General features: G+C 47.9%; 14 protein-coding genes. 10 read left to right on the top strand and 4 right to left on the bottom strand.

What is annotated here, in order from left to right; translation table 11 throughout:
* The first annotated feature begins 4 nt into the window (after positions 1 to 4).
* A complete protein-coding gene (locus tag BMY75_RS02655) occupies positions 5 to 1051 on the top strand; it encodes a carbohydrate ABC transporter permease (RefSeq protein WP_074829321.1) in 1047 nt (348 codons plus the stop codon).
* 156 nt (positions 1052 to 1207) lie between these two features.
* Here the strand turns inward: BMY75_RS02655 and BMY75_RS02660 are convergent, their stop codons facing one another.
* Entirely contained in the window at positions 1208 to 2515 is a 1308-nt protein-coding gene (locus tag BMY75_RS02660; protein WP_074829324.1) for a CapA family protein, read from the bottom strand.
* 454 nt (positions 2516 to 2969) lie between these two features.
* Between BMY75_RS02660 and adhE the strand changes: the two genes are divergently transcribed.
* A complete protein-coding gene (gene adhE / locus BMY75_RS02665) occupies positions 2970 to 5606 on the top strand; it encodes a bifunctional acetaldehyde-CoA/alcohol dehydrogenase (RefSeq protein ID WP_074829327.1) in 2637 nt (878 codons plus the stop codon).
* A gap of 76 nt (positions 5607 to 5682) precedes the next feature.
* Here the strand turns inward: adhE and BMY75_RS02670 are convergent, their stop codons facing one another.
* Positions 5683 to 6405 (bottom strand): tRNA1(Val) (adenine(37)-N6)-methyltransferase, encoded by a 723-nt coding sequence (locus tag BMY75_RS02670; protein WP_074829329.1) that lies wholly within the window; start codon positions 6403 to 6405, stop codon positions 5683 to 5685.
* A 122-nt stretch (positions 6406 to 6527) separates the two neighbouring features.
* Here BMY75_RS02670 and BMY75_RS02675 point away from each other — a divergent pair, with 122 nt between their 5' ends.
* Positions 6528 to 7007, top strand: coding sequence for a DUF3592 domain-containing protein (locus BMY75_RS02675; protein ID WP_074829332.1), 480 nt, complete (start codon positions 6528 to 6530; stop codon positions 7005 to 7007).
* A gap of 134 nt (positions 7008 to 7141) precedes the next feature.
* Here the strand turns inward: BMY75_RS02675 and BMY75_RS02680 are convergent, their stop codons facing one another.
* A complete protein-coding gene (locus tag BMY75_RS02680; protein ID WP_074829335.1) occupies positions 7142 to 8386 on the bottom strand; it encodes a homoserine dehydrogenase in 1245 nt (414 codons plus the stop codon).
* Positions 8387 to 8431: 45 nt separating this feature from the next.
* On the bottom strand, positions 8432 to 8878 hold the full coding sequence (locus tag BMY75_RS02685) for an ACT domain-containing protein (protein WP_024858287.1): 447 nt from the start codon (positions 8876 to 8878) through the stop codon (positions 8432 to 8434).
* A gap of 363 nt (positions 8879 to 9241) precedes the next feature.
* On the opposite strand from BMY75_RS02685, the gene BMY75_RS02690 reads away from it, so the two are divergent.
* From BMY75_RS02690 to BMY75_RS02720, 7 genes are all read left to right on the top strand, one after another.
* Positions 9242 to 9541 carry a hypothetical protein gene (locus BMY75_RS02690; protein WP_074829338.1) on the top strand — a complete coding sequence of 100 codons (300 nt, stop codon included), beginning with the start codon at positions 9242 to 9244 and terminating at the stop codon, positions 9539 to 9541.
* 30 nt (positions 9542 to 9571) lie between these two features.
* A complete protein-coding gene (locus BMY75_RS02695; protein ID WP_074829340.1) occupies positions 9572 to 10606 on the top strand; it encodes a V-type ATPase subunit in 1035 nt (344 codons plus the stop codon).
* A gap of 35 nt (positions 10607 to 10641) precedes the next feature.
* The gene (locus BMY75_RS02700; protein WP_074829343.1) at positions 10642 to 12594 is read left to right on the top strand and encodes a V-type ATP synthase subunit I; all 1953 of its coding nucleotides are present in this window, start codon (positions 10642 to 10644) and stop codon (positions 12592 to 12594) included.
* A gap of 24 nt (positions 12595 to 12618) precedes the next feature.
* Complete coding sequence (locus BMY75_RS02705; RefSeq protein ID WP_074829346.1) at positions 12619 to 13065, top strand: ATP synthase subunit C; 447 nt, start codon at positions 12619 to 12621, stop codon at positions 13063 to 13065.
* A 4-nt stretch (positions 13066 to 13069) separates the two neighbouring features.
* On the top strand, positions 13070 to 13378 hold the full coding sequence (locus tag BMY75_RS02710) for a V-type ATP synthase subunit F (RefSeq protein WP_024858292.1): 309 nt from the start codon (positions 13070 to 13072) through the stop codon (positions 13376 to 13378).
* 17 nt (positions 13379 to 13395) lie between these two features.
* A complete protein-coding gene (locus BMY75_RS02715; protein ID WP_074829349.1) occupies positions 13396 to 13989 on the top strand; it encodes a V-type ATP synthase subunit E in 594 nt (197 codons plus the stop codon).
* Between the two features lie 115 nt (positions 13990 to 14104).
* On the top strand, positions 14105 to 15859 hold the full coding sequence (locus BMY75_RS02720; RefSeq protein ID WP_074829353.1) for a V-type ATP synthase subunit A: 1755 nt from the start codon (positions 14105 to 14107) through the stop codon (positions 15857 to 15859).

A 15859-nucleotide genomic window follows, 5' to 3' on the forward strand; every position in this document is an offset into this window, starting at 1 on the left:
AGAAGTGGCAACTAAAAAAGAAGAAAAGCAGTTTGAAAAAGAACGTAAGGCTGCTATTAAAGCTCGTGAGAAGCGAATGAAGGAGATAGGTCTTGAAAAATTCCTTACTCCCGATCAGATAAAGTACAACAAAAGGCAGAAAGTCATCGGCGCTGTCTGGCCTGTATTCAGATTTCTGATACTCTTCGGTCTGTGCTTTGTCATACTCTATCCTCTGATATTTATGCTTTCAACAGCATTCAGACCAAATGAACAGATGAACGATCCTTCTATCATCTGGATACCCAAGAACTTTACCATGCAGAACATCAAGGATACCTGGAAGGTAATGAAGTTCGATAAGACACTGATCAACACAATAATCCTGAATCTGGTATCTTCTGTTCTTCAGGTAGCGACCTGTTCAATAACAGGCTATGGTTTCGCAAGATTCAAGTTCAAGGGCAAGAATTTCCTGTTCGGAATAGTTGTTATGATGATAATCGTTCCGCCGCAGATCACAACGATACCTCTGTATATGCAGTATGCGTATCCCCCTAAGATCGTTGCTAAGATACTTACTCTCGGCAAATCGACCAAACTTATAAACTACGGCTGGACAATGTATCTGCCTGCACTGTTTGCAAATGGCATTAGAGCAGGTCTGTTCATCTTCATCTTCCGTCAGTTCTTCAGAGGACTGCCCAAGGAGCTTGAAGACGCAGCTTATCTGGACGGCTGTTCACCTCTTTACACCTATGTAAAGATTATGATACCTAACGCAAGGCAGTCCTTCCTGACAGTATTCCTTTTCTCCATCGTATGGTACTGGAACGACTACTATGTATCGAGTTCTTTCTTCACCAACAACGACACCGTTGCACTGATGCTGAAGAACCTGAATACCACCCTTGCAAAGACCCTGTTCAACAATCAGTCAGTATCTGTTCGTCAGATAATCGTTTGGCTGGAAGCAGGCTGTCTGCTTTCAATAACCCCTATACTGGTAATGTATGTATTCCTGCAGAGATACTTCGTAGAAGGTATCGAAAAGTCCGGTCTTGCAAACTAATATCGGTATTGCGGAGGTAATACGCAGCAAGAATAAGGCACTTCTGTCGGAATATTGACAGAAGTGCCTTTGCGCTTTTATGAAATCAACTGCCCTTGTTTGGGGCAAAAAAAGCGAACAGCGGTTAGTCGGGGACTTCGCTGTTCACTGTATCATTTATTCGTATGCCAGAAATTCTTCGGGGATATAGTTGATGTAGTTCTGCAGGACGTTCCTGTTTACGCCTGCACGCTGATACATCATGTGGCGGTAAAGCATATCATCGGTGTAATCGCCGTAGGGGTACACAGCGCAGTTGAACCACATCGAATCCCAGCTTTCACCCTCGTAATGGGATATCACGGGAATAGCCTTTACGTTCTCGAAAGATATGGCACCGCCGTTGTCGTAGTCTTTTACTACGTCCAGCTTGCCGAATATGCCGATTATCGATCTGCCGAACTGACCGTCGGGGTTGTCACCATCGAACATGGTGGAGAAGAAATTGCCCAGACCGTAGTAGCAGAAAGCCTGACCGCCATCGGGTTTATCAAGATAGGTGCAGGTTGAAAGAGCGTGTGCCTGAGTGCCTATGATAAGGTCAGCACCCCATTCCACCAGCTTAGGTGTGAGCTTCAGCTGCATATCGTTCAGGTCATTGAGGACCTCGGTGCCGTAGTGGCAGGATACCACCACAACATCAGCCATATTATCGGCTTCCATTATCTGGCGCTTGACGGTCTCCTCATCGCTGAGGTATACCACCTTTCCGGCGTCGCCGTCACCTAGGAATATGCCGTTGGTGTGTTCCATGTAGCCCAGAAATGCGAATTTGATCCCGTTGACTTCCATGGTCCTGATGTTTTCCGAATCATCTTCGTCGCGGTAAGCGCCGTAATGCACAACACCTTTGCTGTCCCAGTAATCAAGAGAGGATATCAGCCCGTCTGAGAACTTATCCAGCACATGATTGTTCGACATTGAAATGACATTGAACCCGAAATCCAATACAGCATCACCGACCTCGGTAGGTGTGGAGAACATGGGAAAGGTCGAGGGCTCAAAAGCATCATTTACAAGGGTCTCCTGATTGAGTATCGCAACGTCCGTACCCTCTATAAGCTTTTTGCAGGGAGCGTAGCACTTTGAAAAATCGTAGCTTCCGTCCTCCTGCTGTGCTTCGACATAGATATTATCGTGGATAAGGTTGTCCCCTGCGCATGCAAGATGAACGACGGTTTTACCTGTCTTGTTCTCATCGGCAGGATCTTCTTCGGGGGCACTTACAGCGGCTGAGTTCTCATCTGCGGGTATGGTATCTCCCGCGGTATCACCGGAGGTCTTGCCCTCTTCCTGTGCTTCGGTGCTTACGGCAGGATTCGTCTCTGTGTCAGCCTCGGGCTTCTTGCTGGTATCCATCAGCTTGCCGCAGGAAGCTGTCAGCATAGCGGCGGCAAGAATGAAAGGGATTGTCTTTATCTTCATATAATGATACTCCTTAAAAATTCAATTTCGGCTACTATTATAACATGTATTTTTCGATTTGTCACCAAATTTTTAAAAATTTGTGAAATACAAACAAGCGCTGATGGGACAGAAGCCGTGGATATACCGAAATTGCTCATTTCTGCGAGATGACACAGTCATAAAGCAGGGAAGTCGGGGAATAATATATCGGAGACGTATTATGGCTGAAAAGTCTGCATATATCGCGAAAAGTCGGAATAGTTGTGTGTTGGTGGAAACCCTGCAAAATAGGACTATGCGAATTGCAGAACGTTAAAAAAAAGTTTAAAAAAGATAGTGAAATATGTGATTGACAAAAAAATAACAAACTGGTATAATAGGATTATGATAAAAGGAGATCGGGGTCGGAATGACCCGAGATTACTTGTTTTGGTATGAAGATTCAACCTGATAATGTTTGGAGGATACTATAATGGCTAAAACTACTGCTAAAAAGAACGAACCTATTTTCGTGGACAGCGTAGAAGCACTATCTGCCAAGATAAAGGAAGTCAGAGCTGCGCAGGCTAAATTTGCGACCTATACTCAGGAACAGGTCGACAAGATATTCAAGGCTGCTGCGCTGGCTGCCAACAAGGCACGTCTGCCTCTCGCTAAAATGGCTGTTGAAGAAACAGGCATGGGCATAGTTGAAGACAAGGTCATCAAGAACAACTATGCGTCCGAGCACATTTACAATGCTTACAAGAATGTACAGACCTGCGGTGTTTTTGAGACTAACGAAGCTTACGGCACAACAAAGCTGTATGAACCTATCGGTCTTATCGCTGCGGTAATACCTACCACTAACCCCACATCTACCGCAATATTCAAAACACTTATCTCGCTGAAGACCAGAAATGGTATCATCATCAGCCCTCACCCCCGTGCAAAGAACTGCACCATCGCAGCTGCAAAGATAGTTCTTGAAGCTGCTGTTGCTGCGGGCGCACCCGAGAACATCATCGGCTGGATAGATGTACCTTCACTGGATATGACAAACCAGATAATGAGAGATTCCGACCTGATACTTGCAACAGGCGGCCCCGGAATGGTAAAGAGCGCTTATTCTTCGGGCACACCTGCACTGGGTGTCGGCGCGGGCAATGCTTCCGCTATAATCGATGCTTCTGCTGATATCAAGGTAGCAGTAAGCTCCATAATACACTCCAAGACCTTCGATAACGGTATGATATGCGCTACCGAGCAGACCCTTATCGTTGACAAGAAGATCTACAAGGAAGTTAAGGCTGAGTTGAAAGCTCGCGGCTGCTATTTCCTGAACAATGAGGAAGCTGACAAGGTAAGAAATACCATGATAATCAACGGCAGCCTTAATGCGAAGATAGTTGGTCAGAGACCTGTTAATATCGCTAAGCTCTGCGGTTTTGAAGTGCCTGATGACGTTAAGGTACTGATAGGCGAAGCAACAAGCACCGACCGTGAAGAGGCTTTCGGTCATGAGAAGCTGACCACCGTTCTCGGTATGTACAAGGCTGATGATTTTGATGACGCACTGAACAAGGCTGAGACCCTGCTTGAAAACAACGGCGGACTTGGTCATACCTCGGTACTGTGGATAGATAATGTAAACGAGCGCGAGAAGCTGCTGAAATTCGCTGAAAGACTGAAAACAAGCCGTCTTATCGTGAATACACCTTCCTCTCTGGGCGGCATCGGCGACCTCTACAACTTCAATTTTGCACCTTCGCTGACACTGGGCTGCGGCTCTTGGGGCGGAAACTCCGTCAGCGAGAACGTTGGTGTAAAGCACCTGCTTAACGTTAAGACAGTTGTGGAGAGGAGAGAGAATATGCTGTGGTTCAGAGCGCCCGAAAAGGTATACTTCAAGAAGGGCTGTCTGCCTGTTGCCCTTGATGAACTGAAGAACGTAATGGGCAAGAAAAAGGCTTTCATCGTTACAGACCAGTTCCTGTACAAGAACGGCTATACCAAGCCTATCACCGATAAGCTGGATCAGATGGGCATAGCACACAATGTATTCTTCGATGTTGCTCCCGATCCCTCACTGGGCTGCGCACTTGAAGGCGTAAAGGCTATCCGTGCTTTTGAGCCCGATACCATCATCGCTATCGGCGGCGGTTCCGCAATGGACGCTGCAAAGATTATGTGGGTACTGTACGAGCACCCCGAGGCTGACTTCATGGATATGGCTATGCGTTTCATAGATATTCGTAAGAGAGTTTACACCTTCCCGAAGATGGGCGAAAAGGCTTACTTCATCTGCATACCTACTTCTTCCGGTACAGGTTCCGAGGTTACACCTTTCGCAGTTATCACTGATGAAAAGACAGGTCATAAGTATCCTCTGGCAGACTATGCTCTGTTGCCTAACATGGCTATCGTTGATACCGACCTGATGATGAGCGCACCTAAGGGTCTGACTGCTGCTTCCGGTCTTGACTGCATGGTACACGACCTTGAAGCTCTGGCTTCTATCATGGCTACCGATTTCACTGACGGCATCGCTCTGCAGTCCCTGAAGACTACATTTGAGTATCTGCCTGAGTGCGTTGACAACGGTCAGACAGCATACAAGGCAAGAGAGAAGATGGCTCACGCTGCTACTATGGCAGGTATGGCATTCGCAAATGCTTTCCTGGGCATAGGTCACTCCCTCGCACACAAGCTGGGTGCATATCATCACCTGCCTCACGGCATCTGCTGCGCACTGGTGATAACCAATGTCATGAAGTTCAATGCTAACCCTGTTCCCACCAAGATGGGTACATTCTCGCAGTATGAGTATCCTCATGCACTTGAAAAGTACGCTGAAGTAGCTCGCTCACTGGGTCTGTTCGGAAAGGACGACAAGGCTTGCTTCAAGATGCTCTGCGATAAGGTTGAAGAGCTGAAAGAGCGCGTAGGCTGCAAGAAGACCATAGCTGAGTACGGTATCAGTGAGGAAGACTTCCTTGCAACACTGGATCAGATGTCCGAGGACGCATTCGACGATCAGTGCACAGGCGCTAACCCCAGATATCCTCTCATCGAAGAGCTGAAGGAGATCTACAAGGCTTGCTACTACGGTACTGAGTACAAGGGTTGATCTCAGCGCTGTAAAACAGTATAAATAATTCAGGCACTTCTGTCAACGTTGACAGAAGTGCCTTTGCGTTTTTATATCAGTTGGTACCATCAAGATGATATATCCTGTTCATCTCGGGTGATAGTCCGCCGTCTGCGGAGCGCACATAGAGCGGTTTTTCGATTTGTATAAAATTATTACCGCCCATACGGCCCTCAACGAGTATCAGCCACGGTGCGCAGTCGGGATTTTTGTGTACCGTCCGCAGACGCTTGGGCTCAATGCCGTTGGAGCGCATGGCTGTCATGATATCGCAGAGCCTTTCGGGGCGGTTGCATATGCAGAGCCTGCCGCCGTAGCGAAGATTCTTCTTAGCCGCTTTGCAAACGTCCTCAACGGTGCAGAGCATCTCGTGACGTGCGATGGACACCGCTTCGCTGTCGTTCTTTTCGCCCGTGTTGTTTATCTTGTAAGGCGGATTGCAGGTTATAAGGTCGATGGGCTTGTCCGCGCGCCAGTCTTTAAGGTCGCCCAGCACAGGGACTATATCATCTATCTCCGACTTTTTAAGCGAAACTTTCAGCTGCTCGTGGGCTTTCTCCTGGATCTCCAGAGCGTAGGTCAGCTTCGGCTTGTAATTCTTGTGCAGCAGAAGTGCGATTATCCCGCTGCCCGTGCAGAAGTCGGCGCAGACATCCTTGTGCCTTGCCTGAGCAAAATCCGCCAGCAGAAAAGCGTCCGTACCGAAACGGTGCTCATCTGATATGCATATCTCGATCCCGTCCCCAAGGGATTCAAAAGTAAAGTCGGTGTATTCCATGAAATCTTCCTCTCAAATGTTATCTGCTTGATTATACCACGATTTTGCAGCGCTGTCAAATATGCTTGACTTGCGTGGCTTTGGGTGGTATAATATACCAAGCAAATTGTGAGGTGACAGCATTGGCAAGCAGGAAAAACAAGAAAAACAGAAATCAAAAAGCCGAAAAAGAGTCTTCGGACAAAACAGTTCTGACAGTTATTTGTATCATACTTGTGATCGGGGCTTTTATAGCAGGCGGTGTGGGGCTGCTCGTTGAGGATCACGATCTCAAAAAAAACTGCACCGCATATGCCGAGGGCGAGGTCGTCAGGGTAGAGGTAAAAGGCAGACGAAAGCACAGGAAAATTACAACATATATAGAAGTGTACGACAGCATATTCCCCAAAAAAGAGATAGTTCTCAAACAGGGCGGCTACAAAGAGGGTCAGGATGTCAAGGTGTTCTATGACCCCAATGATCACAGCCGCTATTATGTGGAGGGCACATCAGCTGACAGGATATCGGGCGGAATCGGGCTGATAGTGTTCGGCGGGCTGATGATTTTTTCGGGACTGCTTATAAGGCGGGCGTGCAAAAAAATTGAGCAGGACAAAAAATAGCAAAAGCCGTGAAGCGAATGATCGTTTCACGGCTTTTATTATGCATAATTCTCCTCCCACGCCTGTAGCGGGGGAGGAGAACAGCCTGTTATATCCGTTTAAAAAAGTCAGCCCAATGTTGTGACACAGCCTTATCAGAACATTCTAATCTTGCTTGCTATCTCAGCAGAGTGAGAAAGGATAGCCAGGTTAGCATCGATATCGCTCTCGACCATATTGGGTGTGATGAATGCAAGTTCATCATCGGGACGGTTTGCACGCTCAATGTACATCAGCTTGCCGAACATCTCGGAGATGGAAGGCTTGAGAGCCTGAACATCGTCGCCCTTAAGACGAACATACATGGAGCAGTTGGTGTCCTTGTAGCGAACAACGAACTTCTCGTCTTTTCTGGATTCCTCCCAGTGGATGCCGAGAGCTCTGCCGTGGTGTCTCAGGCAGTCGATGATATCGCCTACAACTGCGGAAGCGGTAGGCAGTTTGCCTGCGCCCTGACCGTAGAACAGTACATCGCCTACGCCGTCGCCTGTAACGCTTACTGCGTTGTATACATCGTCAACGCTTGCCAGCATATTGCTCTTGGGAACGAGTCTGGGGCAAACGATAGCGCTGAGACTGCCGTCTTCAAGTCTCTTTACGGAAGCTATCAGCTTGATAACATAGCCTGCGTTGTCAGCGTACTCAACATCGTCCAGAGTGATCCTTGTGATACCGGACTTGTGTACCATCTCGGGATAGATGTGCTTGCCGTATACCAGTGAACCCAGTATGCAGATCTTTCTGCAAGCATCCTCGCCCTCAACATCGGCAGTGGGGTCAGCCTCGGCATAGCCCAGCTGCTGAGCCAATTTCAGAGCGTCATCAAAGCTCATCTGATCCTTTATCATCTTGGTCAGTATAAAGTTGGTAGTACCGTTAAGGATACCCGATACCTGCTGGATATCGTTACCTGCCAGGCACTTGTTCAGGGGTCTGATTATCGGTATGCCGCCGCCTACGCTTGCTTCAAACAGATAGCTGCAGCCGTTATCCTGTGCAAGCTGAAGAAGCTCAGCGCCGTAAGCCGCAACAAGAGCCTTGTTGGAAGTTACCACGCTCTTGCCCTTTGCAAGGAGCTTCTTGGTGTACTCGTATGCGAATGTGGTACCGCCTACAACCTCGGCAACTACCTCTATCTCATCATCGTTGAGTATTGTATCAAAATCGTGGATTATCATATCGGCAAAAGGAGATTCGGGGAAATCCCTGAGATCGAGAACATACTTGATATCGCAGTCTCTGCCGATCTTCTTGCTGATGGCTTCCCTGTTCTTCATAAACAGCTCGACAGTACCCGAGCCAACTACACCGTATCCTATCACCGCTACATTCTTACTCATAATTATCCTCTTCCTAAATTATTATTATGTCTGTTCAGACCGAACTCACTCGCCCGAGATTATCTTCGCTTCAACCACACCCGATACCTTGGAAAGCTCCTCGGTGAGCTTCTGGGTGTTCAGCGCGTCCCTGTCGAACCTTACGGAGAACGTTACCGTTGCCACGGAATCCACGGGGATATTCTGGTTTATGGTCAGTATATTGGTCCCCAGCTCGTAAAGTTTCGATATTATTGAGGAAAGCACGCCCTTTTCGTCACGCAGTGTGCAGTAGACGGAAACGATGTTGTTGGTGAGACGTTCCTCATAATTAAAAACAGAGTCCTTGTATTTGTAGTAAGCGCTCCTTGATATGCCCACTGCCCTGCAAGCCTCGGTAGAGGTGGATACCTCGCCCCTTGCCCGCATACGTTTTGCGGCAAGCACTTTCAGTACGATATCTGGCAGTACATCTGCACTTACTATGACCAGACCCGACTCGTTATCAGCCACGGAAAGTTCACCTCCGACAAACAAGTGTATTCGCAACAAATACAACTATACCACGTTTTTGCAAATTTGTCAAGCATACTTTTTAAATAAAAAACGCCTGAACAGGTGATATTTCACGCGGATACAGGCGGTCAGAGGGTGTTTTGAGTGCAGGTTATGGTTATAATAAACGAAATTGAGTTAGGGGCTCTTCAACTATTGTTAAATTTGTGGAAAAGAATATGGCTGACTTGAATTTTATGATAAAAAGTTGTAAAATGATAATGTATTTCTAAACATATGACCATGGGTCATTATAGTGGACGGCATATGGGTATCGATATCCATACCGTTTAGTATAAACTGCCGAAAGGAGTGAGCAGTTTGGATATAATCAGTGAGATACTGGAAACAGACAGACTTGCCGAGGAAAAGCTTGAACAGGCTATGCAGAAACGCAGCGAGATGCTGAAAGAATGTGAGAAAAAAGTCGAGCGTATACACGAGAATGCCGAGTCCGAAGCAGATCTCTACCGCGCATTTCTCATCTCCGAAGAGGATATGAGCAACTGCGAGAATGAGCTGAGGCAAAGCGAAAAAGATCAGCTCGATGCCCTTGTTGCGGCTTATGAGCTGAAACATGAGGACTGGGAAAATGATATATTCGCCGCGATAACAGGCTGATGACCCTGCGGCTGAAAGGAGATGCCCGATATGTTGGAGAATTACAGTTCAAATGCCACCACTGCTAAGATAAGAGCGAAATACGCTCAGCTTTTTACGCAGGAGGATTATCGGGAACTGGCGGCGCTGAGGACTGTGCCCGAAGCGGCGGAATACATCTCGCGGTCGGCACGTTTCAGGGATGCTTTCGCGGAAGTTGATCCTAATACAATACACCGCGGTTTTCTTGAAGAACTGCTGTACAGGGAGAACTTTGAGACTTATATAAGACTGTGCAAATTTCAGGGGCTTGATAAACAGCCGTTTTTCGGGTTTCTTATAAGACGCAGCGAGATAGACTGCATACTTTCTATCATAAACCGCATAAACTCGTCGCTGGACAGGACTTATCTATCAGACCTGCCGGGATATCTTATAAAGTACCTGACCATACCCGTTATGGAACTCAGCCTTTCACAGACCTATGAAGATCTGGTGGCGGGACTAAAGGGTACGCGCTACGGCAAGGTGCTGAAAAAGATACCTGTCCGCGAGGACGGCAGAGCCGACTATACCGAGTGCGAGTTCAGGCTGAGGACAGCTTATTATGCGGAGCTTCTTGAACAGGCAGAAAAGGAGTTTTCGGGAAGCGTTTCGGAGGAACTGAAAACTATCATACTCCGCGAGATAGACTGCCGAAATATAATAAATGCCTACCGTATGAAGTCTTACTTCGGGTATTCCCCCGATGAGATAAAGCGGAGATCGCTGAAATACTACGGCATAGGAAAAAAGAATATGGAAAGGCTGTATGAAGCAGCCGACAGTGAGACCATGATGGACATGGTAAATCATACCATTTACGGGAAAAACTCCCCCGATACCGATAATATCGAGGTGGAGATAAACAGCGTGAAGATAAGAAGGCTGAGGCATTACCTGACGGGCAGCACAAATGCTCCCGTGGCGCTGTATGCTTTCATTATCCTCTGCGATATAGAAGTTTCCAATCTGGTGCATATCATCGAGGGCATCAGATACGGCGTTGATGCTGCAGCCATTGAGGGACAGCTGATAACGCTTTGATATCTTCCCGATGAAAGGAGTGCGAACACCTAAATATGGCGATTGAAAAAATGGCGCTTGTCAATATCATCGGCAGGTTTGAGGATCTTGACGATACTCTCATACGCTGCTGCGACAGCGGGTGCTTCCATATCGAGCCGGCTTTCAAGAATGAAGCTAATTCTACTGTAAAGCTGCTGAATGAGAAGAATCCCTTCGGTGTGCCGCTGAAAGAATTTGCGTCCCTTGCCACTGAGATGGACATCGAGCTGACAGAGACAAAGGGTACAAGGTTCAATGGGTGGACAGCGGAACAGTTCAATGAACTTTCCGAGAATATCGACAGCGAGATAGAGGAAAAGAACAGCGAGAAGCAAAAACTCGCAACAGAGGTATCAGAGCTGGAGGGCGCTGTGCTTCAGATAGATCATCTTAGGGGCATGAACAGCGATTTCAGCAAGATATTTGCCTGTAAGCACACTGCCTGCCGCATAGGCCGTATGCCTGCGGATAATCTGGCAAAGTTACAGTACTACGATCAGACATTCTTCTTTGTGCCTTTTGAGACTACAAAGGATTTCTGCTGGGGTATGTACTTCTGTGCCGAGGGCGACAAGGAACTGGTGGACAGTATCTTCCGCTCAATGTTCTTTGAGAGGATACATATTCCCGATTATGTATCGGGTAACACAGATGAAGCCATCACAAAGCTGAACGACCAGATAAAGGTCAAAAAGGCAGCTATGGAAACTCTTGATAAAGAGATAGCCGTCCTCGCGGAAAAGCATGACAAGACTATACTTGAGGCTTATACCGAGCTGAAAAAGCGCTACGATATCTTTGAACTGCGCCGCAAGGTCGGGGCTGTTAAAGAAAAGTTCTATGTCAAGGGATTCGTTCCCAAGAAGCAGGCGGATAAATTCTCCGAAAGCTTCGATGATATGGAAGAGGTGGAAGTAGTTCTTCTGCCGCCTGATGCGGATGCATACTGCACTCCGCCTACGGTGCTGAAAAACGGCTGGTTCACAAGACCTTACTCAATGCTTGTTGAGATGTACGGTCTGCCGAAGTACAACGGATTCAACCCCACGGCATTCGTGGCGATAACCTACACATTGCTGTTCGGCATAATGTTCGGCGATTTGGGACAGGGATTCCTGCTGTTCATCTTAGGACTGATAATAGGCGGTAAGGTCAACAAACAGGCAGGCGGCATCGTTACAAGATGCGGTATTTCCAGTATGATCTTCGGTACGCTGTACGGTTCGGTATTCGGATTTGAAGAACTTCTCGACCCGGTGTACGAGAACTTAGGGATAGATTTCCTGCCGCTGAAAGCCTTTGAACAGTCATCCTTCATACTGCTTACCGCGGTGGGCATAGGTATATTCCTGATAGTGGTATCCATGATGCTGAACATCTACATAGGTTTCAGGGAAAAGAACTACGAAAAGGCAGTATTCGGCTGCAACGGAATCGCGGGACTTATCTTCTACGGTTCGCTGGTAACTTACGTAGTAAGCAAGTTCATACTGAAGATCGAGCTTGCAAGCGGTGCAGTATTTGCTCTGCTGCTGGTGATACCCGGTATATGCATATTCTGCCGAGTACCCTTTGCGATAGCCGCAAAGTACAAGAAGTGGAAGCTTTCCGAGGACGAAGAGGATATGACAGTAGGCGGATTCATCGTCGAGAACTTCTTCGAGATGTTTGAGTTCCTCCTCAGCTACGTTTCAAACACCATGTCATTCCTGAGAGTAGGCGGTTTCGTACTTTCCCACGCAGGTATGATGCTGGTTGTAATGACACTGCTGAATATGTCTGCAGCGGCTGCAAAGCCCTTCACACTTGTGATAGGCAACCTGTTCGTTATGGCTATGGAAGGTATGATCGTGGCAATACAGATCATACGTCTGGAATTCTACGAGATATTCTCGCGTTTCTATGAGAGCGACGGCAAGGAGTTTGAACCTTTGAGTGTCAGCTTCGATACCGAAGTAAATATATGATAATTAATTTTGGAGGTTTTAGATATGCTTAAAATAATGTTGCTGCCGCTGGCAGCTGTCGTACTTCTGACAGTACCCTTTATGCTGATGGCTAAGAAGATAAAGACAGGTGAAAAGTCTGCAAAGGCTGCTTTCATCGGAAATCTGTGTACATTTGCAGGTATAATGCTGGTGGGTATGATTATACCTTTCACCGACCTTATCGCTTTTGCGGCTGAGGAAGGCACTACCGTTAAGGAAGCTATCTCAACAGGCGCAGGTATCGGTTATCTGGCAGCAGGTCTTTCAGTTGGTCTTGCTTGTATCGGTTCAGGTATCGCCGTTGGTTCGGGTGCTCCCGCAGCTATCGGTGCAACTTCCGAGGATCCCAAGAACTTCGTTAAGTCACTGATCTTCGTCGTACTGGGTGAAGGTATCGCTCTGTACGGTCTGCTGATCTCCATGCTGATAATCTCGGGCATCGGCGGCTAATACTATGAAATTCTATTTGCTCAGCGATAATATAGATACCCAGATGGGTATGAGGCTGGCAGGTATCGAGGGCAAGGTCGTCCACGGTGAAAAAGAGGTAGCACAGGCACTGGATGAAGCCATGGAAATGAAGGACGTTGGAATAGTCCTGATGACGGAAAAAGCGCTGAAAGAGTGCCCCGATAAGGTCATGGACTACAAGCTCAACCGTGCGACTCCCCTTATTGTTGAGATACCCGACAGACACGCCACAGCGAATATCTCCGATACGATATCCAAGTATCTGGCTGAGGCTGTGGGCATAAAGCTGTAAAGCGTTGGAGGATTACAATGACTGATCAGACACAAAAGCTGGAAAAATTCAAGCAGGCAGTATTCGATGAAGCTGCCGAAAAAGCTGCTGAGATAATCAGGGAGACCGAAGAACAGTGCGCCGAGGTACTGGCTGAGGCTGAAGCTGAGGCAAGAGATTTTGTCAAGCAGAGCAGGGCTAAGGCTGAAAAGGAGCAGAAAGAGGCTGCACAGAGAGCGGAATCCGCAGGCAGGCTGGCACAGCGCAGGAATGTGCTGAACGCCAGACAGGAAGTCATAGACAGAGTGTTCTCGAATGTAAAGGAAAAGCTGGAAGCTTTCAGGCAGAGCGCTGATTATGAGAAGCTGCTTGTAAGGCGCGTTACCGAGTGTGCTGCGGTATACCCCAATAAAAAGGGCGAGGTACGTGTAGCGGCGGCTGATATGAGGTACGCTCCCGCGCTTACCTGCGGCGGCAGATTTACTGTCACCGAGAGCGCAGGTATACTGCTGGGAGGACTCATGGTGGTATTCCCCGAAGATAATCTGGCGCTGGACTGCACTTTCGATAACGAGTTCAACAGACAGAAGAGCGGCTTTGCAGGCAAGGCAGGTCTCGGCACTGACCTGTAATACAGCAGATGACATGATCGTATGTCATACGCTGTGATTCATCATATATACCGAACTCCCTCGGGGCTTTGGTAGAGTTCACATAAAGGGCGTGAATAAAATGAGTACGGAAACAATGGATAAGATATATTCGGTCAACGGACCTGTCGTTACGGTGCGCAATACCAAGAGCTTTGCCATGCAGGAAATGGTTTTTGTGGGCGAGAAGCGCTTGATAGGCGAGGTTATCCGCGTAAGCGCCAAGGAAACTACTTTGCAGGTCTACGAGACTACCACGGGACTGAAACCCGGTGAACCTGTTTACGGCACGGGTGCGCCTATGGCGGCAACTCTCGGCCCCGGAATACTTGATAATATGTATGACGGCATCGAAAGACCTCTGAAAAAGCTGGAGGAGATAAGCGGTGCGTTCATATCTGAGGGCGCTAACGTCCCCGCGCTTGATACCGAGCGAAAGTTCGATGTAACATTTAAAGTAAAGCGCGGTGATAAGCTTCTCCCGGGTCAGATATATGCTACCTGTCCCGAAACTGCACTAATCACACATAAGTGTATGCTTTCGCCTCTTTCAAAGGGCGGCGAGGTAATATGGACAGCTGTGACAGGCAAGTATACCGTCAATGACGTTATATGCAGGATACGCGATGAGTACGGCAGGGAAGAGGAACTGACCCTCTGCCAGAAATGGCCTATAAGAACACCCCGCCCCTGTGCGGAGAGAATGCCTATGTCGAGACCGCTGATAACAGGTCAGCGTATAATCGATACCGTAGTACCTGTGGCTAAGGGCGGCACTGCCGCTATCCCGGGCGGATTCGGTACAGGCAAGACCATGAACCAGCACCAGATAGCTAAGTGGTGCGATGCGGATATCATCGTATACGTAGGCTGCGGTGAGCGCGGCAACGAGATGACACAGGTACTTGAGGAATTCAGCGAGCTGATAGACCCCAAGACACAGCGTCCCCTGACGGACAGAACAACCATGATAGCAAATACCTCGAATATGCCTGTTGCGGCAAGAGAGGCTTCCATATACACAGGTATCACTCTGGCAGAATATTACAGAGATATGGGTTATCATATAGCTATAATGGCAGATTCCACTTCCCGTTGGGCTGAGGCTCTCCGTGAGATATCGGGACGTTTGGAAGAAATGCCCGCTGAGGAAGGCTTCCCCGCATATCTGCCCTCGCGTATATCAGAATTCTACGAGAGAGCAGGCTACGTTAAGACACTGAACGGTGCAGAGGGCTCTGTTACCATAATAGGTGCGGTATCTCCTCAGGGTTCGGATTTCTCCGAGCCTGTTACACAGAACACCAAGCGTTTCGTAAGGTGCTTCTGGGCGCTGGATAAGGCGCTGGCTTATGCAAGACACTATCCCGCCATCAACTGGAATACAAGCTATTCAGAGTATACCGACGACCTCTCAGCGTACTACCGTGATAACGTTGCCTCCGATTTTATGGAGGTAAGACAGCAGATATCAAATATACTGGTTGAGGAAAACAGCCTGATGGAGATTGTCAAGCTGATGGGTACAGACGTGCTCCCCGATGACCAGAAGCTGCTTATTGAGGTCGCAAGAGTAGTACGTGTAGGCTTCCTTCAGCAGAATGCTTACCATAAGGACGATACCTATGTCCCTCTTGAAAAGCAGTACCGCATGATGAAGGCTATACTCAGATTCTTCGAGCTTTCAAAAGATGCTCTCGCAGAGGGCGTTGCCATCGACAGGATAATGTCCAACGGCTGGGCTGACAAGCTCATAAAGATAAAGTACGATATCCCCAATGACAAGCTTGAAATGTTTGACGACTACGAGAGGGATATGAACGAGTGGTACAAGAACGCGGAGGTGGTCTGA

Origin of the sequence: Hominimerdicola alba, assembly GCF_900109655.1 — a bacterium.
GTDB classification, from domain to species: Bacteria; Bacillota; Clostridia; order Oscillospirales; family Ruminococcaceae; genus Hominimerdicola; species Hominimerdicola alba_B.